The sequence below is a fragment of the Tritonibacter scottomollicae genome (assembly GCF_032924845.1).
Taxonomy (GTDB): Bacteria; Pseudomonadota; Alphaproteobacteria; order Rhodobacterales; family Rhodobacteraceae; genus Epibacterium; species Epibacterium scottomollicae.
The window spans coordinates 1,888,065-1,908,460 of sequence record NZ_CP136704.1 but is presented as its reverse complement, the minus strand read 5'-3'; the positions used below and the strand labels follow the sequence as shown (position 1 = coordinate 1,908,460).

Here is a 20,396-nt window from a genome sequence, read left to right as displayed (position 1 = left end):
GCAGGGGCAGGTCGCATTAAAACCGCTCAGCCAGTGGTGTTTAATTTATGCGCGATCGCTTGCAGGATGATGCTGTTGGTATTGAGGTCGGTGTAATTCTTGGTGGCGCGGCCCGTCTTGACGAAAATGCTGGACGCAAACCCATTTTGTGTTTTTGCGGTGTCGCGGACGTAATGCGTCAATCTATCAGAATAATCATGGGGCTGCATCGCCGACCATAAATAGGCCGCCTTGCTGCTGACCGCGAGGAATTCGTCACGGAATTCAGGCGTTCGATATTCCGGTTCTCGACCAACGGTGTCCATCGCCCAGGTCCGGCTTTGCGCGTCGAGCTGCAACCCTTGGTACAAGAACCACGGCGCGCTGTCGATCGGACCTTCGGAGACGCAGATCATGCGACCTGTCTCGCGATATTCCTCAAGCTGGGTGGTGAACAGCACGTCGGCCAGATATGCGCTTTCGTCACTCATGCCCAGTTCCAGGCCCTCCAGCAGGAGCGGCTCGGCGCCGATCGGGCCGATGCCCACCACCGCTTCGAGAAGTGCTATCTGGCCATCGTTGACGGAGCGCCCTGAAAACACCTCATAGGGAGATCGCACCTGATGCCCCCAACGCCGAAACGCCAGAGCCGAATAGTGGGCACTGTGTGAGATATAGGAGCTGTGCAAGGCCCCGTCGGTGACGGAGAATATCTCGCCATCACGGATCACCTGATCCAGATCATAGGACGCAACCAGCTCCTCCAGCTGATCTCCGAATGTGCTGTGGCGACGCAGGTTGTCGAGGGACGCAAGCAAGCGTCCGGCGTCGCTGCCATCAAAGTTCTTGTTCCCCCAGCGGGTGCGATCCGTGCGAATCCATCCCTGCGGCAGGCGCCGATCCTGTGAGACGCGGCCTGCGATATTGGGCAGAATCTTGGTGATTGCGGCTGCAAAATCCTTTGAGCTGATCAAGCCAATCTGCGAGGCCGCGACCAAGCCGTTGATCTGGCTGCCCACGTCCCACATTGTGACCGCCTCGTGCAGACGCCCGCCGGGAGAGAAATCCACAGTGGATGGGCACAGCCCCGTCTCGGGATGCGTGAACTGGTCGAGGTAGCGCCACGCCGCCTTGGCATCGTCAAGCAGAGTGTCTCGGGCGCGTTCCGACAGTCCGCCAACGGGGGGCACAAGTTCTGGTCGGGCCGCTGCCACGCGCCTGTGGCGCATGGGCACGGGCCCTTTGGGGACCACGCGTCGCGCCAGGTCATTGATCGAAATGCAGGTGGTGATGGCGTCAGCGCGCAGGGTTTCCAAGTGACGTTTCAGCGCGTCCGTTGCGTCCTGCGTGGCAAAATCTTCGGGGCGCAGCAGGACAACCATGTCGTCGACGCCAGCAAATGCCGCAGCGAGCGTGTCGGCTGTCACGGGCGTCTGGATGGTGCGCTGGGGCAGCGTCAAGACGCCCTCGGCGTCCAGCCCTCGTCGTGTCTGAGTGCTGGGGGCAATACGAACCGCGATGCCAGCTGCAAGCGGGCGGGTGGTGCGAATGGATGTGGTGCCGTCTGATTGCGATGCGATCAGGCGGATCGGGTGGGGTGCAGGCGGCGAAGGGGCTTCGCCCTCGGCGGGCGTAGGCGGTTCGGTGGGCACCCACATTCCAAGGTCCGCGTTCGGAGTGCCGGGTTCGATATCGGGGCCACGAGAGAATGGCAGCTCCATCTCGGCCAGCAGATCGAGAAGCGCATCGTGACCGGCCTGATCTGCGCCGGCGCTGCGCAACGGGTCAGTGACATGTAGGCAGACGAAGCGGTTGAACTGATAGGCGTCGCGCAGCTGTAGGTCGGACACGGGCAGCAACGACGCCGTTCCGTCCAGCTCTTGTTGGGTCAGGCGTTCGGCATAGGCCGCGGCTGCGGCCTCCAGGTCGTCCAGCGGCAGTTCTGAAAAGGCCCGTGCGGAGAGGTAGGCCACCGTTTGGGTCGGTGTCGTCCCGTCCTCTGCTGGTGGCGTATCTGCCGCAAGATCAACGCGGCTGCCACCAAACAGCCGGGCCACACCGTTCTGCCAGGTTTCGGAGCGCACCGGGGCGCTTTCCTCTGGAAGGCAGAGAATATTGAAGACCCCGGCCGTGCGCACCGCGATGGGGGACATCGGGCTTGCCACATCGTGACAGGCCAGGGTCTGAACTCGGATGGGGAGTCCGAGTGTTCGTTCCACGGGTTGCAGCATGCCCTGCAGGGCTGCGACCGCGTCATGTGCGGCGCGTGCCTGAAAATGCTGCGACAGCGTGGCGAGTTCTGGCTGAAAGGGCGCGATCTCGATGCCGCTGCCCCCCAGTAGAAAGCCGGAGAGTAATCGTGCCAGCGGGCTTTGTGGGCCCAGTGGGTGTCCCTGATCGTCGAAGGGTGAAACCAGGCAGGTCACTGGAATATTGCGGGCCCAGAACGCATCGAGCACGGCGATCAGATGCGGCGCGGACGTGCTGGCATCAATGCCGGCAATCACCGGGTAGGTCTGCGGCGCAACCGCTCCGATGAAACCGGAGGCAAAGGATTTCACCGGAATGAGCGCCGCCCCTGCGGCGACCGCTGATGTCAGGAATGTTCTGCGTTTCATGAGCCGCTCGTTGCCAGGGCGTAGTCCCGTCCCAATCGCTTCTGCGTGCCCCAGCTGAACAGACGTCCAGTGATGGCGCGCAGGATGGCCCGGATGACCGAATAGTAGAGCAACGGACGGTAAAAAATACGTTGAACCGGGAACAACAGCAGGGTCCACAGGCTCTCGTCCTTGTCGCGCGCCAGCGCAAAGGCTGCGATCAGCAACTCCAGCACGGGCAAGGTCAGATAGGCCAGTAGGTACTGCGCGGGTTGCGAGCCGAGCATGCCTGTGCTCTCGCCGCTCCAATCGCCGGACAGCAGCTTGTACAGCATGATCGCCACAAACAGATCCGCAAGCGGGGCCAGCAGTGGAAACAGATAGCCGAAGATGAACATGTCGGGGATCGAAACCAGGCCGACCGCGCGTCCTTCGAACAGGGCTTTCTTGTGCTTCCAGGCGCTCTGGAACATGCCGAACGACCAGCGCAGGCGTTGCTTCAGAAGCTGACCTACGCGTTCGGGGACTTCGGTATAGCCCCGCGCGTCGGGTTCATAGACGATGCGATAGCCAGCCCGGTTGACCTTGATTGTCAGGTCGGTGTCTTCGGTCATGGTTTCATCGCTGAACAGCCCGGCCTTGCGCAGCGCGGAGACGCGCCAGGCCCCCAGCGCACCGGGCACCACGAGAATGCCGTTGATGAGGTCAAAGGCCTTGCGCTCGACGTTTTGCGAGGTGGCGTATTCAAAGGCCTGCAAGCGGGTCAGAAGGTTGACCTTGTTGCCCGCCATGATCTTGCCTGCAACCGCGCCGATCTTGGCGTCGTTGAAGTGCTTGACCAGATGGCGGATTGCACTTTTTTCGATCTGCGTGTCGGCATCGATGCAAACGACGATATCCGAGGACACATTCAGCATGGCGCGGTTCAATGCGCTCCATTTGCCCTGGTTGGGCTGAGAGATCACGCGCACGTCCTGCTTGTGGCTGAAGGAAAACACCTCGTTGAGCGTGTTGTCAGAGGATCCATCATCCACCACGATAATCTCGATGTTCTTGTAGTCACTGGCGCGCACGCTCTCGATGCACTTGCGGATGACTTTTTCCTCATTGTAGGCAGGGATGACCACTGCGACGCTCGGGTCGATCAGCGAAACGGGGCTGCGGCCGCGCCAGTTCAGGATCGACAGCAGCAGGATCGCAAGGGAGCGGATGACGCCGATCCCCAGTGCCACCCAGAACAGGGTGACAATTGCCGACTGCACCCAGACCACCATCGAAAAGGACACCCGGTCGAATGTCTGGTAGCCACCCTCCGCCACGGGCATCAGATCTGCGCGTGTCGCACCTATCAGCTCCGCCAGCGTGGTAAACTCATAGCCTTTTGCGGTCAGCTCGCGGATGATGAGCGCCGTTGCCTCGACCGAGGCGGCGCGATCCAGTCCGCCATCGTGCAAGAGGATCACGTTGCCGGCGTCCTCTTCGACCTGCTTCACGACATAGTCGGCGATTTCACGGCCGCTCCACCCGGACCAGTCGTAGGGGACGATATCCATGCCGACCACCTGCAAGCCGCGCTCCCAAGCGATTTCGAGCGCGGCAACACGGTCGGCACTGATCGGGCCCTTGCTGCGCTGAAACGGTTCGCGATAGAGCATCGGTTTGCGGCCTGCTGCACCGGCGACCACCTTGTCCAGCATCGCATATTCCAGCGTTGCGCGGGTCTGTGACACCTCGTCCATGCGCGGGTGCGAGAAGGTATGCGCACCAATTTCATGGCCCTCGTTGATCATGCGGTTGAGCACGTCAGGCGCGTCCATCACGCTCTTGCCGGTCACGAAAAAGGCCGCGGGCGTATCTGTGTCCTTCAGAATGTCGAGGATCTGTTGGGAAAACACCGGATGAGGTCCGTCATCGAACGTCAGCACCAGCTTGCGCCCCTCGGGTTTGCCGTAGCGCTCCAGCGCGTAGGGGCGGGGCAGGATGTCATACTCCTGCGCGCTCACCCGTCCGGTGACCTCATCCATGCGCACTTGCCGGATGCCGGGCGATTGGCGATGCGTGAGCCGCAGCAGGGCACCTTCGCCCGTGTAGCTCACATGGTTTTCCAGCTTCACCAGAGCCAGCCCCGCACTCAGCGCATCTGGCGTCTTGTCGCGGGACCGCAGAACCGTCCAGACACCGGGATCTTCCATCCCCAGTGACCAGATACCGGTCGCGGAAATGCCCAGATCCGCCAGCGTCTTCAGTTGGTTGTGCAAGGTGGCGGCGTCCTGCATCCAGATTTTATGCGTGCGGCCGATCTCGTCGCGGTAGGAGGCAAAGCTGCCGGAGGTCTTGCTGCTGAAGCGGACGTCCGCGTCGGCCTCTGCAATCTGTTCCATCGCGGCGGCGTAGGAGAGCGTCTTGGGCATCGGGGTTCCCGACACCCATTCGACCGCAAAACTGCCAAGGGCGACCACCAGCTTGTCTTTGCCAAGCGTCTCAAGCGCCAGGCCTGCGGTTTCTGAAAACCAGGGATCTGCCGCAAGCGGCGAGGGGGCGGCCCCGACCCAAGGGTCAAGGAACAGCTTCAGGATTACCTTGTCGAACAGCGCCATGGTCTCCGCGTCCTGCCACACCGCATTGCTGCCGCTCAGTATGATGCAGGAAGCCATGCCGTTGGCCTGAAAGCTGCTGCTCAGGGTTTGCAGGAACGGCTGAAGCGCTGGCAGATCGCTTTGCTGCACATCCTGGAAATCCAGACAGGCGCCATGTGCGTAGATCGGCTTCAACTCGTCCAGAATTTGCCGCGTGGTGCTCTGTGCGACATCCGCTGTGCTGAGGGATGCGTAGAAGGCGGCTTTGTCCTCGCCTGCGTCGATAGAAATGCTCGGCATGAGAACCGGCGTGTGAGCGGCACTGGAGCGATAGTCCTCGACCGGCGCGCGGTTGGATGCGTCCTCCACTGTGAGGGTCGGCGCGTTTCCATCCGCTTCGATCTGCAGCCAATCCGGCACCAGCACGCCGAGCTGGTTGCAGCTGTCGTCAAGCGACAGGTGTGCGCCGTCTATGTCGCTTGGGAGGTGCCCAAACATGACGGGCGATGCCGGATCTGCCATGGCCGCGAAGTAAGGTTGGCTTGGTGCGTCGCAGGCTGTTTCCGGCGGCAGATAGGGCCGGGTTGAGGCAAGACGCAATGCGTCGGGCGTGTCGGTGCGCGGGCTGCTGAGGACTGTTTGCAGCGCCTCGTTTCCACGCCAGTAGCCATTCAGCTCCTGAACCGCAGATTGCCAGGAAAAGGCCCCGTTTAACAGCAGGCACACCCAGCTGACAAAGGAGATCAGACCAAAGGCAAGGACCATTCGGAAGCGGCGAATGCGGATGCGGCGCGGATCGTCAAAGACTTTCCGCCCTTCTTGCTCCACCGCCAGCTTTTCATAATGAAAGGCAAAGCGGCTCAAAGGGAGACCTCCCCGGTGCCGTCAGGCACTATGGTAACGCGCGACAAGCCACGGCTTGCCACAAATGCACTTTGCGCAATGTCTGACACGGTTCCCCACAACCTGAATTAAGCCTCCAGCCACCACTGGTCGCGATGCGACAGGAGTCCCCACCCCCGTTCCGCAGCAGCTGCGAAGCTGTTTGTTTGATGTCAGCAGTGTCCCGCCGACGATCATTAGAGTCAAAATTCTCTTAATCTTAAAGTGAATTTACATCAAATTCTTATGATATGTTGGTGATAATCCTCGATCAGCGATGCGATTGTTCACGATCCTGACGCCAATCTAACCTTTGGGTCGGGGAGAGCTAAGCCAACGAATCGCATTTTGACCACTTGCGCGCCCATTGTCAGCGACACCGGGCTCTGGCACTCTTTGCCGCGCGGCGGCCTGTGCAGGCCTTGGGGGCGAGTGGGGCAGGGCATGCATTACATCAATATTTCCGATCTGGTGGATCGGGACTGGCGGTTTCTGGAACCCGTCTCTACTGCGCCCGAGCTGAGTTGGGATATGCGATATGGGCGGCCGCAAAACCGTCTGGAGCGGCTGATTACCCGTCCCGCAGTGGCGCGCTACCGCGCATGCATGTCTGCGGTGTGGTCCGCACGTCGGCGCTCCGATGCAGTTCTGGTGTCGCATCTGCCGAATGTCACGCTGGCCACCGCCGGTCTGGCCCGGCTGATTGCGCCCGGGCGGCCACATGTCGCTTTTGCCTTTAACTACACGCATTTGCCAGAGGGGCGTCGCCTGGCTCTGTCGCAACGCTACTTTCAGGATGTGGCAGAGTTCGTGGTCTTCTCGCGACATGAGGTTGGACTTTATGCGGATCTCTTCGATCTGCCCCCCTCGCGGTTTACCTTCCTGCCTTGGGCCATGCAGGCCCCCGAGGTTGCGTCCCATCACCCGCCACCCTTTGAGGGCGCATATCTCAGCGCGATCGGTGGGGAGGGGCGTGACTATCACGTCTTGGCAGAGGCGATGCGGGCGGCGCCGGATCTGCAGTTGGCGATCGTGGCCCGTCCGGCCAGCATCGAAGGGATCTGCTTTCCAGAGAATGTGAAGGTCTTCACCAATCTGCCGGGGCCTGTGACCTGGGCGATCGCGCAGAAGTCCTGTGGCATGGCGATCCCATTGCGCACGGATCGCACGCCCAATGGACATGTGACACTGGTTGGGGCGCAGTTGCTGGGGGTGCCACTGGCGGTCACGCGATCAGCGGGGGTGGCGGACTATGTGGACAGCGAAACCGCGTTGCTGGTCTCACCGCAGGATGCAGGCGAAATGGCCCATGCGCTCAGCGCTCTGACCGAGGACGCCGAGGCTGCTCATACCCGCGCTGCCCTCGCGCAGAAACGCGCGGGGCTGCGCAGTGATGTTGCGGTCTGGCTGCGCTACTTTACAGAGCTTGATTTGCGATTGTCCGACGGTCGGCTGTGATGGATTTGGTCCGCATCGTTCAGCTGCGCAACACATATCCCTAACGCCGCCAGTCTCGACTGGATGCACCTGCGACGGGATGCGCGGTGGCGACTGCGATTCCAGTTCAGCGCGTAGCTAGACTGGCAGGCTCTGGCGGGCTCAGGTGAGGCGATCACCAATCTTGAGGTCGCCGGTGGTCAGCACGGGTGCGGCATCCATATCGTCTGCGTTCAGCATTGCGGCAACCCGCTCGAGCGAGGCCAGAAGCTGCGCCTGTTCCCAATCCTTGAGCTGCTCGAAGGCGCGCACATATCTTTGCTGCAGGGCGTCCGGCGCCGCTTTGACCGCCTCGCGTCCAGACGGTTGCAGCACCACATTGGTCTGCCGGCGATCCGCGTCAGACCGCATCCGGGTCGCCATGCCGCGCGAGACGATCTTGTCGACCAGTGTTGTCACAGTGGCCTGCGCGACCCCCATCGTCTGGGCCAGCTCCTTCGGCGTGGCGCTGCCACCGCTGGTCGCCAACAGCTGCAGCACGCGCAACTGAGCCGGCGTCAGGCCGGAGGCCTGCGCCAGATTGCGGGAATACAGCTCGGTCGCGCGCAGAATACGTCTGAGCGCGATCAGGCTTTCATCTGTTCGGTCGCGGGGCCTGTCATTCATAACGCTCTAAAATGTCATGGATGGCGATTTCCTTCAATACGCTAAGTATCGTCGCAACATTTTCTCAGGTTAAAGCAGTATTTTTCGGCCTTCATTTGTCTTGCTAAGGAGTTTTTCCCTGTAAAAACAGTGATAAACACGCCGGGGGAATAAAATTGCTGAGGTTCTTGAAGTTTTTACCGCTTCACTATATTTAGAAAGGCGAACGATAATGGAGATGGTAAGCGATGCCCAAAGACATCCTGCAGACTGAGACCGAAAGCCCCCGAACTTGCCAGCCCCGCCTGCGCAAGCCAAATGCGACGGACGGGGCCGAGATTTGGGAGCTGGTCAAGGCCTGTGAGCCTCTCGACCGCAACTCCATGTATGCCAACCTGATCCAAGCGGATCATTTCCGCGACACCTGCGTGGTGGCGGAGCTGGACGGCGAAATTGTCGGCTGGATTTCCGGCCATTTGATCCCGGGCGATGATGCGTTCTTCGTCTGGCAGGTCGCGGTGGGTGAAGCCGCGCGCGGCATGGGACTGGGTAAGAAGATGCTGAAGGCGCTGATCGCGCGTGACGGCATTTCTGACGCTTCCGTGCTGAAAACAACCATCACCAAGGACAATGCGGCCTCCTGGGGCCTCTTCCGCAGCTTTGCCCGAGACATCGGCGGCGAACTGACAGACGAGCCGCATTTTGAGAAAGAGGCCCATTTCGATGGCGCGCATGACACCGAACACATGGTGTCCATCACGCTTGAAAGTGATGCCAAGGTCCTGAAGCGCGCGGCCTAACTCCTCTCTCCTCATCCAGAATTTATCTTATCCGAAAAGGATTCCCCCATGCCCAAAGACATGGCAACCAATTCGTCTATCTATGTGAGCCGCGAAAGCAATGCGCGCTCCTACTGCCGTTCCTTCACCGCGTCTTTCGACACTGCACGCGGATCCGAGCTGTTCACCGAGGATGGCACCCGCTACATCGACTTCCTCGCGGGCTGTTCTTCGCTGAACTACGGCCACAATGACCCGGACATGAAGGACGCTCTGGTCGAGCACATCCTCAAGGACGGCATTACCCATGGTCTCGACTTCCACACCGAAGCCAAGGAAGCCTTCCTGCACAGCTTCAGCGATCTGATCCTGAAGCCGCGTGGCATGGATCACAAGCTGATGTTCACCGGTCCGACCGGCGCAAACGCCGTTGAGGCGGCGATGAAGATCGCCCGCAAGGTTACTGGCCGCACCAATGTGATTTCCTTCACCAACGGCTTTCATGGTGTGACCATGGGTGCGCTGGCGGCGACAGGCAATGGCTACCACCGTGGTGGTGCCGGCATGGACAAATCCGGCGTGACCCGCGTGCCCTTCGACGCCTATGTTGATGGCCTCGACAGTGCCGCGCTGCTGGACAAAATGCTCTCCGATCCGTCCGGTGGTATCGACGCCCCGGCGGCGATCATGCTGGAAGTCGTGCAGGGCGAGGGTGGCCTCAACGCCGCCTCCGCTGAGTTCGTCAAAAAGCTTGAAACCATCGCCCATGCCCATGGCGCGCTGCTGATCATTGACGACATTCAGGCTGGCTGTGGCCGTACCGGCACCTTCTTCTCCTTCGAGGAGATGGGCGTGAAGCCCGACATCATCACCATGGCAAAGTCGATTTCCGGCTTTGGTCTGCCGATGGCGCTGGTTCTGGTGCGCCCGGAGCATGACGTGTTTGGCCCCGCCGAACACAACGGCACCTTCCGCGGCAACACCCATGCTTTCGTGACCGCCCGCGTGGCGATCGAGAAGTTCTGGGCCGATGATGCCTTCACCACCGAACTGGCCCGCAAGACTGAACTGGTCACCAGCGCGCTGCAGGAAGTGGCCAGCCACATCCCCGGCGCCTACCTCAAGGGTCGTGGCCTGATGCAGGGTGTCGATGTGGGCTCTGGCGAGCTGGCCGGTGACATCTGTGCCCGCGCCTACGAGCTGGGCCTGGTGGTGGAAACCTCCGGTCCCAACGACGAGGTCGTGAAGATCCTCGCGCCGCTCACCACCTCCGAGCAGCTGTTCTGTGAAGGCTTCGCCATTCTCAGCACCGCCGCCCGCGAAGTGTTCGCAAAATCCAAAATTGCCGCGCAATAACTCGAAGACCGGAGATTAAGACCCATGATCGTACGCGATTTCAACGAACTGAAGACCTCCGACCGTACTGTTGCGGATGCGCGCTGGACCTCCACCCGCATGTTGCTGGCCGATGACGGGATGGGGTTCTCCTTTCACATCACCGTGCTGGAAGCGGGATCGGAGCATCAGTTCCACTACAAGCACCACTTCGAGAGTGTCTACTGCATGAAGGGCAAAGGCTCGATCACGGATATCGCCACCGGCGAGACCCATGAGATCAAGCCCGGCGTCATGTATGCGCTGAACCTGCATGACAAACACATCCTGCGGGCCGAAGAAGAACTGCACATGGCGTGCTGCTTCAACCCGCCGGTGACCGGCACTGAAGTCCATCGCGAAGACGGCTCCTATGCTCCTGCGGAGGAGCTGGCCTGAGACACAGGTGACGCATGACACATACCGTTGAAAAAATCGGCGGGACTTCGATGTCCCGAGTGAACGAGCTGGTGGATACGCTGTTTACCGGTGGCCGCGGCGCGGCTGGCCTTTATGGCCGCGTCTTTGTGGTCTCCGCGTTCGGGGGCATTACCAACCTCCTGCTCGAACACAAGAAGACTGGTGAGCCGGGCGTCTATGCCCGGTTTGCCGACGCAGAGTCCGACCATGGCTGGCATGAAGCGCTCAGCCGTGTGGGTGACGAGATGCGCAAGGCGCATGAGGCGGTGCTCGAAAATGCCGGTGACGTGACGCAGGCAGATGCCTTTGTCGCCGAACGCATCGAGGGCGCGCGCAACTGCCTGATCGACCTGCAGCGCCTGTGCAGCTATGGCCACTTCCGCCTGGCTGAACACATGCTGCAGATCCGCGAGCTGCTGTCGGGGCTGGGCGAGGCGCATTCCGCATTCGTTACCGCGCTCCTGCTGCAGCGTGGCGGCGTCAATGCGCGCTTCGTGGATCTGTCCGGCTGGCGTGACGAGGGCGATGTGACGCTGGAGGAACGTATTTCCAAGGCGCTCGAAGATGTCGACCCCGCCACCGAAATGCCCATCGTCACCGGCTACGCGCAATGCGTTGAAGGGCTGATGCGGGAGTTTGACCGCGGCTATTCCGAGGTGACCTTCTCCTGTCTGGCAGCCCTCACCGGCGCCAGTGAGGCGATCATCCACAAGGAATTCCACCTGTCCTCCGCCGACCCGAAACTGGTGGGCGCAGGCGTGGCAAAAAAGCTGGGTCACACCAACTATGACGTGGCGGATCAGATGTCGAACATGGGGATGGAGGCGATCCACCCCAAGGCGGCCAAGACCCTGCGTCAGGCCGATGTGCCGCTGCGCGTCACCAATGCGTTCGAGCCGGAAGATCCCGGCACGCTGATCGACGACAAGCCGGCAGAAAGCCCGGCGGTGGAGATGATCACCGGCCTTGATATCATCGCGCTGGAAGTGTTCGAACAGGACATGGTCGGGGTGAAGGGATATGATGCCTCGATCCTTGAGGTTCTGACGCGTCACGATGTGCGCATCGTCTCCAAGACCTCGAACGCCAATACGATCACCCACTACCTCGACACCTCGCTGACCGTACTGAAGCGGGTCGAAAAGGATCTGGCACGGATCTACCCCAACGCCGAGATTTCGGCGCGGCTGCTGTCCATGGCCTCGGCCATTGGTCGCGACCTCAAGGGGCTGTCTGTGCTGACACGTGGTCTGCAGGCGATTGCCGATGTGGGGCTGGCCAGCCTTGGGGCCTCGCAGGGGCCGCGCAACGTGGACGTACAGTTCATCGTTGAGCGTGAGGATCTGAAGCCGGTGATCAGTGCCCTGCACAAGGTGCTGATCGAGGATAAATCTGCCAAGCAGGCCAAAACGTCCAAGGCTGACAAGCCGATCAAAGCGGCAGCCTGAGGCAACGTATAGCATTCGCTTCTGACAGGGGGGGATGCAGTAGATGCATGAAAAGGGGCGCCATATACGGCGCCCCTTTTCATGTTGAATATGTGGTTTGACTGTCAGAGCGGCTCTTTCGCAAACCCCTTGCCGTGGATTGGCCCGGTGGGCAATCCGGTAGGAGAGCCCCCCGATTGTTCAAACGTGATCTCATAGAGCTGCTCCGGTCCCGGCGGTGGCAGCCCGTCAGCCGCAAGCGCGGTGCCGCGATTTTCGGCAAGCAGGCCAAGCGAGACAGGCGGGCCGTCGTCTTCCGGTTTGGTCCAGACCTGCATCACCTGTCCCTCCGGTACGGCGGTCTGCCCCAGCAGGGTAACGCGAGTCAGGTTTGCCTCCGTGCCTTCAACCAACGCCACGGCCTCGCCAGTGGTGTCATTGATCAGCACCGCAATCACGGTCGGATCGGGACGCGTCATCACGACCCAGCCAAGTGCCAGCGCCAACATGACCGAGGCCGCCAGTCCGGTGCAGGCCGCCATGAACCATGACCGCGGCGCATGGGGCTCATTTGCGGGCAGGATGGTATCTGTTTCGGCGTCGAATTCCGGCACTGTTCCGGGGGGCACACCAACCGCAGAACCTCGCTCGTCCAGGCGCAGGGTCACCCGGTCCCACATATCTGCGGGCAGCGTTTCCGGCGTTGCGGTGTCGTCCAGTTCGGCAAGCCGCATACGCGCATGGCTCAGGGCGGCGGCGGCCTCCGGATCCTGCAGGGCGCGGGCTTCCAGCTCTGCGGCTTCAGCCTCATCTGCAAGGCCAAGGGCAACCTCCATCGCCAAATCCATCAGGGATTGATGATCGCTCATGCCAAACACTCCCGTAGCGCGATCAGTCCACGCCGTACCCAGGCCTTGACCGATCCGAGCGGTGCCTGAAGGCGGCCCGAAATCTCGCCATGGGTGTAGCCCAGCACATAGGCCTGCAGGATGGCGACCCGTTTGGGCGGCTCCAGCCGGTCGAGGCAGCGGCGCAGGTCGCTGTTCATGTCCAGCCTGCCATAGGCGTCCATCACGACCTCCTCATCCTGCCGTCGCTCCAGTATGTCGGCACTTTCAGCGATTTCCCAGCTCTCCTTGCGCAGCATCGTCAGGCATTGGTTGCGCAGAATGGTGGTGATCCAGCCGCGCGCGCCGCCCCGGCTGGCATCGAATTGATGGGCTTTGCGCCAGACGGAGACAAAACACTCCTGCAGGGCGTCTTCCGCCAGATCCCGGCGCCGTAGCATGCGCAGGGCAATACCCAGCAGGCGCGATCCTTCCTGATCCATGATTGCGCGTAGCGCGGTCCTGTCGCCCAATGCGCAGGCCTCTATCCGGTCTGCCAAGTCGCTCAATCGCCTGTCCTCGTCCATCTGCGCATTCAATGCGTCCATTGCCTCATGCGTTGGCCCCGCAGAGGGGGAGAACGGCATGCTTTGGTGAACCGTATGAGGGCAGGGGGATGCGGTCAACGTCATGATGTCTTGAGAAATCAGTGAGCCGGGGGGCATCAGGTATCAACCCGACGACCCCCGGGGAAACGGTTCCCCGTGATGAACTGCATCACGGGGAGATACTCGTACTAACACAACCTTAGCACGAATTACGTTCCGGGGTGCAACCCGAAAATCACATGGCGGTCATGAAGGTGATGTCGCGCAATGGCGCGTCGGCCTCCTTGATCTCCCAGCTTTCAAGGATTTCGCCAGTTTCCAGCGACACTGTGTTCAGCATGCCGTCGGTCGCCAGCCACGCCGTGTTCTTGCCCTCTGCGTCGGTCGCGATATCAAAGGCATAGCTGTCGCTGCCGTCGATCCCGAGTTTGCCGATTGCCGCCAATGTGCCGTCGTTGGGCGAGGTCTGCTGAATCAGCGCCACGATGGTTGCGTCGATGTCGTACATCGCAGTGGTGTCCGGCTGACCGTAGGAGTTGATATAGGCCGCCGCGACGATGGCCGGGGCCTCGCCCGCGTGCATGTCGGCGTCCTCAAACGCCAGCGAGCCGTCCACGGTCACAGCACCGCTTTCGATGTCCACGCGGTGGTTGGTGGTGCCGCTCATGAAGCGCAGCTTGTTGGCCTTGGGGTTGAAATCCACGATCACGGGCGCGCCCTCAGCGATCGGCAGTTCCTTGTCCATGGTGGAAATCACCGTGGCTTCGCCGGTCATTGGGTCAATCTCGACAATGTCAAAGGTGGAGGTGACGCCGATCAGCTGGCCGGTGGCCGGACGCAGATCGATGCCAAGCAGCTTGTCGACGCCCTTGACCGGCATGGAGCCGGTGACACCTGCGGTCTCGGCGTTGATCATATGCAGCATGTTGTCGCCGCTCAGCCCGATCGCCATCGGTGCGGCGTGGTCGTCAGCCTGCGCCAGCTGCGCGGTTGCGAAAATGGATGCGGTCACAAAAGCGGTCTTAAGGGAATGCATAAAAAGCTCCTCTCTGTTTGACGAAAACGCGGACCATCCGCGTGCTGTCAGGGAGGAGACTCCGCCAGGGCCGCATTTGGATGCAGCGGAGGGCGAATTTTTTCGAAAAAAATTTCGAACGTGCGCTCAGGCGGGCGACGGGGCCGCGCCGATGCGGGTGATCGCGTGGACCTGTTCGGTGGCCAGACGCAGGGCTGCGCCGGTGCAGGTCATCATGGCGGGCAGCACCATCCATTCCAGCGTCCACATGGCGCCGGAGCGTTCCTGCTCATGCACCATCGCCTGATGCATCAACGGCAGTTGGCCTGCGGTGTAGCGCGCCAGCGTCACCAACAGCTCTGCCGTCACCGGGTTCTGCTTATGCGCCATAGCAGAGCTGCTGCCACCGCCCTGCTGCGCCAGCGCATCGACGCCCTGCTGCGCCATCAGGCAGATATCCTGCCCGATCTTGCCGAGGCTGCCGGTCAGGGCCGAAAGCCAGCTGGCGTATGTCGCCAGCCCGTCGCGCTCCGTGTGCCAGGCGCGCTCAGGGGCGCTCAGCCCCAGTTCGGTCGCCATGAGACGGGTGATGGCGTCGCCATGGGGATGGCTGCGCTGGCGATCCCCCACCGGGCCGCCGAACTGCAACAGCTCCACCTCGGGGCGCAGCGCCTCCAGCCGTGCTCGGTGGCGCTGCAGAGGCGCGGCCCATGTGGTGACCCGGTGCCCGGCAGTGATCGGCAATGCTGCCTGCATCCGGGTGCGCGCCATCAGGACGTTCTCACCTTGTGTTCGCCCCAGCTCCTCCAGTGCGGCGCTCAACGCGTCCAGCCGGGACAGGTAGATTGCGTTTGCCGCACGGATCGCCAGCACCAGCGCGGTGTCGATCAAGTCCTGACTGGTGGCACCGGGATGGATCGCAGCGGCAAGCTCGGCTCCCGCATGGGCCTTCAGCTGCCGCACATAGCCCGGCACAGCCATGCCATCGACCATCAGATCCGCCTGCAATGCTGCCGTATCGGGGGTGAAATCCGTCATCGCCGCCAGCGCCCGCCGTGCGAGGTCATCCTCAATCTGACCCACTGCGGCGGCGGCGCGGGTCAGCGCCATCTCGAAGCCCAGAAAGGCCTCCGCCGTGGCGGCACCGGAAAACAGCCCGGTGATCGCCTCATCAGCAAAGAGGCCGGCAAAATAGGGGTTTGTCGAGGTCAGCGGGTTCACGGGGCAAACAGTCCTTGAATGCGGCGATGAGGTAAGGAGATCAGCCGCGCAGCGGCACGTCAAGGATCTCGCGCGCCTGTTGCCACGTGGCGACGGGGCGTTCATATTTGTCGCACAGCTCCGCCGCGCGCCGGATCAGCGCCGCATTGGAGGGCGCAAGCGTCTGGCGATCCAGCCGGACGTTGTCCTCCAGCCCTGTGCGCGTGTGACCCCCGGCGGCAATGGCCCATTCGTTGACCACCAGCTGATTGGCCCCGATGCCTGCCGCGCACCAATTGGCCTCCGGGGCGCGGCGTTTGACCAGATCGACATAGAGGTCAAAGACCTCCTTGTCGGCGGGCATGGCGTTCTGAACCCCCATCACGAATTGCACATAGAGCTTGCCATAAAGCGCACCCTCCCGGTGCAGCCGGATCGCCTGCAGGATATGGCTGAGGTCAAAGGCCTCCACTTCCGGCGTGATGTGATGCGTTCGCATTTCAGAGGCGAGCCAGTCGACCAGATCCGGCGGGTTTTCGTAGACGCGGGTGGGAAAGTTGTTCGACCCCACCGACAGGGAGGCCATGTCGGGCTGCAACGGCAGCATGCCGCCGCGCGTCTTGCCCGCGCCAGAACGTCCCCCGGTGGAGAACTGCAGGATCATGCCGGGGCAGTGTTTCTCCAGCCCTTCTTTCAGCGCCGCGAATTTCTCCGGATCGGAGGAGGGGGTCTGGTCGTCATTGCGCACATGGGCGTGACAGATGCTGGCCCCGGCCTCGAACGCCTCATGAGTGCTCTCGATCTGTTCGGACACCGTGATCGGCACCGCCGGATTGTTGGCCTTGGTGGGTAGCGAGCCGGTGATCGCCACGCAGAGGATACAAGGATTGCTCATGATCTGGCCTCAGATGTCGAAAAACACGGTTTCATTATGCCCCTGCAGACGGATTTCGAAATGGATGTGCCCGTCGCCCTTATCCTCGCCAATCAGGGTTTCGACGCGGGTCTGATGTTCGATGCGGCTCAGGATCGGGTCGGCGGCATTTGCGGCCTCTTCGTCCGGGAAATACATCCGCGTGTGCAGGCCGAGGTTGATCCCCCGTGCCACGATCCAGAGCGTCACATGCGGGGCCTGCATGCGGCCATCGACAAAGGGCACCGCGCCGGGCTTGACCGTGTCAAAGGCAAATTCACCCGTGGTCATATCGGAGGCACAGCGCCCCCAGCCGGTGAAGTTCGGATCTGCCGTGCCGCGCGTCTCGGCGGGGGAGTTGAACAGCCCGGCCGCATCCGGCTGCCAGATCTCGATCATCGCATCGCGCAGTGGCGTGCCGGTGCCGTCGATGACGCGGCCGGTGATGCGGATACGCTGACCCTGCACGTCGCCGGTGATCATCTCATGGCCGAGGTCTTGCGGATAAACACCTTCGATCTCGGCGAAATTCGGCGTGCAGCCTATGTGCACGTAAGGTCCGGCGGTCTGCGATGGGGATTCCTTCAGCCGCTCCAACGGTTGCACCATGGTCAAAGCCCCTCCATGCGGTTTTCAAACAATGTCTGGCGTCGCCCGCGCAGGGTGATGTCGAACTTGTAGGCCCGCGCATCCATCGGCACCGTGCGCGCCATATCCAATGCCGCCACCAGGCTCTCGATCCCCTCGCGGGTCGGGATGGTGTCGACGATGGGACAGTACCAGATCAGCGGGTCGCCCTCGAAATACATCTGGGTGATCAGGCGCTGGGCAAATCCCGCACCAAAGATGGAAAAATGGATATGCGCCGGGCGCCAGTCGTTCATCGTGTTGGGCCAGGGGTAGGGGCCGGGCAGGATGGTGCGGAATTCGTAAAACCCCTGTGCGTCGCTGATGCAGCGCCCGCAGCCGCCGAAATTCGGGTCCAGCGGTGCCAGATAGCTTTCCTTCTTGTGGCGATAGCGCCCGCCCGCATTGGCCTGCCAGACCTCGATCAACGCGCCCGGAACACCGCGGCCAAACTCGTCGCGCACCTGCCCATGCACGATGATGCGCGGGCCGATCGCCATGCCACCGTCCTTGGCAAAGTTCAGGATCAGGTCGTTGTCCCGCTCGCCCAACATATCGTGGCCGAACACCGGCCCGGTTTCCTCGACCAATGTGGTGGGAAAGGACAGCGGCGCGTGACGTGGGCCGCGCGCCACCGATGTCTTGTAGTCGGGCGTGAGGCTGGGCGGATGCCAGCGCCGGTCGCGGTTTACATAGCCGTTGGTCATTCTTCGCCCGCCTCCTGTTCCATTTCAGCGTAAGTCTCCTTGGCCAGTTTCAGCGCGTGATTGGCGCGCGGCACCCCTGCGTAGATCGCCACATGTTGGAATACCTCCAGCACGTCGCTCTTGCTGGCGCCGGTGCGGGCGGTGGCGCGGATATGCATCGGGATCTCGTCGAAATTCCCCAGCGCTGCCAGCAGTGCCAGCGTCAGCATCGACCGCTCCCGGTCGCTGATCGCCTCGCTGGCCCAAACATTGCCCCACGCGGTCTCGGTGATCAACGTCTGGAACGGCGCATCAAATGCGGTCTTGGCGGCCTCGGCCCCGTCCACATGGGCGTCACCCAGAACCTTGCGGCGGATCTGCATGCCGCTGATGTAGCGGTCGTTGGGGGGCTGTTTAGACATGGCCCAGCTCCTTCAGGAAATCGGTCAGCGCGCCAGCATAGGCGTCGGGGGCTTCGACACAGGGCAGGTGGCCCGTGTCCTCGATCAGGGTGAAGCGGGCGTCGGCGATCAACTCCAGCGTTGCCTCTACCAGCGCCGGCGGGCTGGCGCCGTCCTCACTGCCGGCAATTCCTAGCACCGGCTGGGTCAGCGATTGGCTGGTCGCACTCAGATCAGCGCCCGCGATGGCCTGGCAGCAGGCGACGTACCCTGCCTGCGGCGTGCGCTCCAGCATATGCCGCCAAGGAAGATGCGCCTCCGTCTGCAGGAAGCCGGGCGCGAACCAGCGCTCTAGGATCATATCCGTCAGGGCCGCAATCCCGTCCGCCTCGATGGCGGCAATCCGGTCCTGCCACATCTGCGGCTCGCCCATTTTGGCGGCGGTGTTCGACAGCACCAGCGCCGAGATGCGTTCCGGCGCGCGCACGGCCAGCGCCTGGCCGATCATGCCGCCGATGGAGAGGCCGACAAAGACGCAAGTCTCGACGCCTGCGTGATCCAAAAGCTCCAGCGCATCGCCCGCAAGGGTGTCGATGGAATAGGGGCCGGGCGGGCAGCTCGACAGCCCATGGCCGCGCCTGTCGTAGCGGATCAGCCGCAGGTGTCGCGGCAAACGCTCCACCACCGCGTCCCAAAGCCTCAGATCGGTGCCAAGGGAATTGGCAAAGACCACCGCAGGCCCCTCCGGGGGGCCATCCTCGCGCCAGTGCAGCGCCGCATCTGTCAGCTGCGCCATCCGCATCAGTAGGGCAGCCCGACGTAATTGGTGGCCAGCACCCGCTGCGCGTCCTCATTGTCACGCAGGAAGGCCAGTTCCGCCGCCTGCATCTTTACATCAAACGGGCTTTGGTCCGGAAACCGATGCAGTAGCGAGGTCATCCACCAGCTGAACCGCTCCGCCTTCCAGACCCGAGCGAGGGCTTTTTCGGAATAGCGATCAAGGCCTTCGCTGTCCTGGTCGTGGTAGAATTGCAGCAATCCGGTATAGAGATAATGCACGTCCGAGGCGGCGGTGTTCAGCCCCTTCGCCCCGGTGGGGGGCACGATATGGGCGGCATCGCCACAGAGGAACAGCCGCCCCCAGCGCATCGGCTCGCTGACGAAGGAGCGCAGCGGCGCGATGGATTTCTCGATCGACGGGCCGGTCACCAGCGCCTCGCCCACCTCGGCAGGCAGGCGGCGGCGCAACGTGTCCCAGAACCGCGTGTCAGTCCAATCGCCCACGTCATCGCCCAGCGAACACTGCACGTAATAGCGGCTGAGGTGGGCATTGCGCATCGAACACAGCGCAAATCCGTCCTCGGAATTGGCGTAGATCAGCTCGTCGTTGACCGGCGGGGTTTCCGACAGGATGCCGAGCCAGCCGAAGGGGTAGACCTTTTCATACTCGGTGCGCACGGAGGCCGGAATGGTGCGGCGGCTGACGCCATGGAATCCGTCACACCCGGCGATGAAATCGCAATCAATACGCTGTTCCCGCCCGTCCTTGTGAAAGCTCACATAGGGCGCATCGGTGTCCGCGTCGTGAATGGCCGCGTCCGACACATCAAAAATCGTCTGCGCGCCAACCTTTTCGCGTGCCTCATAGAGATCGCGCGTGACTTCGGTCTGACCATAGAGCACCACCGATTTGCCGATCAGCGCCTGAAAATTGATCCCGAACAGGTCTTGGTTGTGCGAAATCAGTGTGCCCTCATGGCGAAAGCTCTCCCGCTCCAGCCGCGCACCGACACCGGCTTTGTGCATCAGCTCCACCAGCCCCTGTTCCAGGATCCCCGCGCGGATGCGGCTGAGGACATGCGTCTTGCTGCGCCGTTCCAGCACCACAGTGTCTATACCCGCAAGATGCAGCAGCTGTCCCAGCAACATGCCCGACGGTCCGCCGCCGACGATCACCACCTGAGTCCGCATTGATGCCCTCCCTGTTTCCAGATGAGCGTATC

At 62.0% G+C, this 20,396-nt stretch carries 18 protein-coding genes; 5 read left to right on the top strand and 13 right to left on the bottom strand.

The features are described from left to right. Nucleotides 1–26: 26 nt before the first annotated feature. Both R1T40_RS09730 and R1T40_RS09725 read right to left on the bottom strand, forming a co-directional pair. Nucleotides 27–2,597, bottom strand: coding sequence for a DUF3131 domain-containing protein (locus R1T40_RS09730; protein WP_317386767.1), 2,571 nt, complete (start codon nt 2,595–2,597; stop codon nt 27–29). Continuing rightward, nucleotides 2,594–6,016, bottom strand: a complete 3,423-nt coding sequence (locus tag R1T40_RS09725; RefSeq protein ID WP_317386766.1) for a glycosyltransferase — start codon at nt 6,014–6,016, stop codon at nt 2,594–2,596. The genes R1T40_RS09730 and R1T40_RS09725 overlap by 4 nt, the downstream gene beginning before the upstream one ends. Nucleotides 6,017–6,478: 462 nt before the next feature. Between R1T40_RS09725 and R1T40_RS09720 the strand changes: the two genes are divergently transcribed. Continuing rightward, a complete protein-coding gene (locus R1T40_RS09720; RefSeq protein WP_317386765.1) occupies nt 6,479–7,492 on the top strand; it encodes a glycosyltransferase family protein in 1,014 nt (337 codons plus the stop codon). A gap of 141 nt (nt 7,493–7,633) precedes the next feature. Here R1T40_RS09720 and R1T40_RS09715 read toward each other — a convergent pair whose 3' ends face one another. Beyond that, the gene (locus tag R1T40_RS09715; protein ID WP_106163074.1) at nt 7,634–8,137 is read right to left on the bottom strand and encodes a MarR family winged helix-turn-helix transcriptional regulator; all 504 of its coding nucleotides are present in this window, start codon (nt 8,135–8,137) and stop codon (nt 7,634–7,636) included. Nucleotides 8,138–8,364: 227 nt separating this feature from the next. Here R1T40_RS09715 and ectA point away from each other — a divergent pair, with 227 nt between their 5' ends. From ectA to R1T40_RS09695, 4 genes are read left to right on the top strand one after another with little or no spacing between them, the layout of a single operon-like run. Beyond that, on the top strand, nt 8,365–8,916 hold the full coding sequence (gene ectA, locus R1T40_RS09710) for a diaminobutyrate acetyltransferase (RefSeq protein ID WP_106163073.1): 552 nt from the start codon (nt 8,365–8,367) through the stop codon (nt 8,914–8,916). Between the two features lie 48 nt (nt 8,917–8,964). Beyond that, the gene (gene ectB / locus R1T40_RS09705; RefSeq protein WP_106163072.1) at nt 8,965–10,251 is read left to right on the top strand and encodes a diaminobutyrate--2-oxoglutarate transaminase; all 1,287 of its coding nucleotides are present in this window, start codon (nt 8,965–8,967) and stop codon (nt 10,249–10,251) included. 24 nt (nt 10,252–10,275) lie between these two features. Continuing rightward, nucleotides 10,276–10,668: an ectoine synthase gene (locus R1T40_RS09700; protein WP_106163071.1), complete on the top strand. Its 393-nt coding sequence runs from the start codon at nt 10,276–10,278 to the stop codon at nt 10,666–10,668. A 14-nt stretch (nt 10,669–10,682) separates the two neighbouring features. Beyond that, nucleotides 10,683–12,137 (top strand): aspartate kinase, encoded by a 1,455-nt coding sequence (locus R1T40_RS09695; RefSeq protein WP_317386764.1) that lies wholly within the window; start codon nt 10,683–10,685, stop codon nt 12,135–12,137. A 104-nt stretch (nt 12,138–12,241) separates the two neighbouring features. Here the strand turns inward: R1T40_RS09695 and R1T40_RS09690 are convergent, their stop codons facing one another. The 10 genes from R1T40_RS09690 to pobA form a co-directional block, all read right to left on the bottom strand. Next, on the bottom strand, nt 12,242–12,985 hold the full coding sequence (locus tag R1T40_RS09690; RefSeq protein WP_317386763.1) for an anti-sigma factor: 744 nt from the start codon (nt 12,983–12,985) through the stop codon (nt 12,242–12,244). Next, a complete protein-coding gene (locus R1T40_RS09685) occupies nt 12,982–13,512 on the bottom strand; it encodes a sigma-70 family RNA polymerase sigma factor (protein WP_106163130.1) in 531 nt (176 codons plus the stop codon). The genes R1T40_RS09690 and R1T40_RS09685 overlap by 4 nt, the downstream gene beginning before the upstream one ends. 274 nt (nt 13,513–13,786) lie before the next feature. Beyond that, a complete protein-coding gene (locus tag R1T40_RS09680; RefSeq protein WP_106163068.1) occupies nt 13,787–14,587 on the bottom strand; it encodes a DUF4394 domain-containing protein in 801 nt (266 codons plus the stop codon). Nucleotides 14,588–14,713: 126 nt separating this feature from the next. Further along, nucleotides 14,714–15,787 (bottom strand): 3-carboxy-cis,cis-muconate cycloisomerase, encoded by a 1,074-nt coding sequence (locus R1T40_RS09675; RefSeq protein ID WP_317386762.1) that lies wholly within the window; start codon nt 15,785–15,787, stop codon nt 14,714–14,716. A gap of 40 nt (nt 15,788–15,827) precedes the next feature. Then, nucleotides 15,828–16,661: a BKACE family enzyme gene (locus tag R1T40_RS09670; RefSeq protein ID WP_317386761.1), complete on the bottom strand. Its 834-nt coding sequence runs from the start codon at nt 16,659–16,661 to the stop codon at nt 15,828–15,830. A gap of 9 nt (nt 16,662–16,670) precedes the next feature. Continuing rightward, nucleotides 16,671–17,288 carry a protocatechuate 3,4-dioxygenase subunit alpha gene (gene pcaG / locus R1T40_RS09665; protein ID WP_317386760.1) on the bottom strand — a complete coding sequence of 206 codons (618 nt, stop codon included), beginning with the start codon at nt 17,286–17,288 and terminating at the stop codon, nt 16,671–16,673. A gap of 2 nt (nt 17,289–17,290) precedes the next feature. Next, complete coding sequence (gene pcaH / locus R1T40_RS09660) at nt 17,291–18,013, bottom strand: protocatechuate 3,4-dioxygenase subunit beta (RefSeq protein WP_317386759.1); 723 nt, start codon at nt 18,011–18,013, stop codon at nt 17,291–17,293. After that, nucleotides 18,010–18,414, bottom strand: a complete 405-nt coding sequence (gene pcaC, locus R1T40_RS09655; protein ID WP_317386758.1) for a 4-carboxymuconolactone decarboxylase — start codon at nt 18,412–18,414, stop codon at nt 18,010–18,012. Before pcaC ends, pcaH begins: the two co-directional genes overlap by 4 nt. Beyond that, entirely contained in the window at nt 18,407–19,195 is a 789-nt protein-coding gene (pcaD, locus tag R1T40_RS09650; protein ID WP_317386757.1) for a 3-oxoadipate enol-lactonase, read from the bottom strand. The genes pcaC and pcaD overlap by 8 nt, the downstream gene beginning before the upstream one ends. Beyond that, the gene (gene pobA / locus R1T40_RS09645; RefSeq protein WP_317386756.1) at nt 19,195–20,364 is read right to left on the bottom strand and encodes a 4-hydroxybenzoate 3-monooxygenase; all 1,170 of its coding nucleotides are present in this window, start codon (nt 20,362–20,364) and stop codon (nt 19,195–19,197) included. Before pobA ends, pcaD begins: the two co-directional genes overlap by 1 nt. Nucleotides 20,365–20,396 lie beyond the last annotated feature (32 nt).

Bases quoted from the DNA above. Each gene is read 5' to 3' on its own strand.
- R1T40_RS09730 (WP_317386767.1), bottom strand. From the start codon at position 2,597: ATGAAACGCAGAACATTCCTGACATCAGCGGTCGCCGCAGGGGCGGCG.
- R1T40_RS09720 (WP_317386765.1), top strand. From the start codon at position 6,479: ATGCATTACATCAATATTTCCGATCTGGTGGATCGGGACTGGCGGTTT.
- R1T40_RS09715 (WP_106163074.1), bottom strand. From the start codon at position 8,137: ATGAATGACAGGCCCCGCGACCGAACAGATGAAAGCCTGATCGCGCTC.
- ectA (WP_106163073.1), top strand. From the start codon at position 8,365: ATGCCCAAAGACATCCTGCAGACTGAGACCGAAAGCCCCCGAACTTGC.
- ectB (WP_106163072.1), top strand. From the start codon at position 8,965: ATGCCCAAAGACATGGCAACCAATTCGTCTATCTATGTGAGCCGCGAA.
- R1T40_RS09700 (WP_106163071.1), top strand. From the start codon at position 10,276: ATGATCGTACGCGATTTCAACGAACTGAAGACCTCCGACCGTACTGTT.
- R1T40_RS09695 (WP_317386764.1), top strand. From the start codon at position 10,683: ATGACACATACCGTTGAAAAAATCGGCGGGACTTCGATGTCCCGAGTG.
- R1T40_RS09690 (WP_317386763.1), bottom strand. From the start codon at position 12,985: ATGAGCGATCATCAATCCCTGATGGATTTGGCGATGGAGGTTGCCCTT.
- R1T40_RS09680 (WP_106163068.1), bottom strand. From the start codon at position 14,587: ATGCATTCCCTTAAGACCGCTTTTGTGACCGCATCCATTTTCGCAACC.
- R1T40_RS09670 (WP_317386761.1), bottom strand. From the start codon at position 16,661: ATGAGCAATCCTTGTATCCTCTGCGTGGCGATCACCGGCTCGCTACCC.
- pcaG (WP_317386760.1), bottom strand. From the start codon at position 17,288: ATGGTGCAACCGTTGGAGCGGCTGAAGGAATCCCCATCGCAGACCGCC.
- pcaH (WP_317386759.1), bottom strand. From the start codon at position 18,013: ATGACCAACGGCTATGTAAACCGCGACCGGCGCTGGCATCCGCCCAGC.
- pcaC (WP_317386758.1), bottom strand. From the start codon at position 18,414: ATGTCTAAACAGCCCCCCAACGACCGCTACATCAGCGGCATGCAGATC.
- pcaD (WP_317386757.1), bottom strand. From the start codon at position 19,195: ATGCGGATGGCGCAGCTGACAGATGCGGCGCTGCACTGGCGCGAGGAT.
- pobA (WP_317386756.1), bottom strand. From the start codon at position 20,364: ATGCGGACTCAGGTGGTGATCGTCGGCGGCGGACCGTCGGGCATGTTG.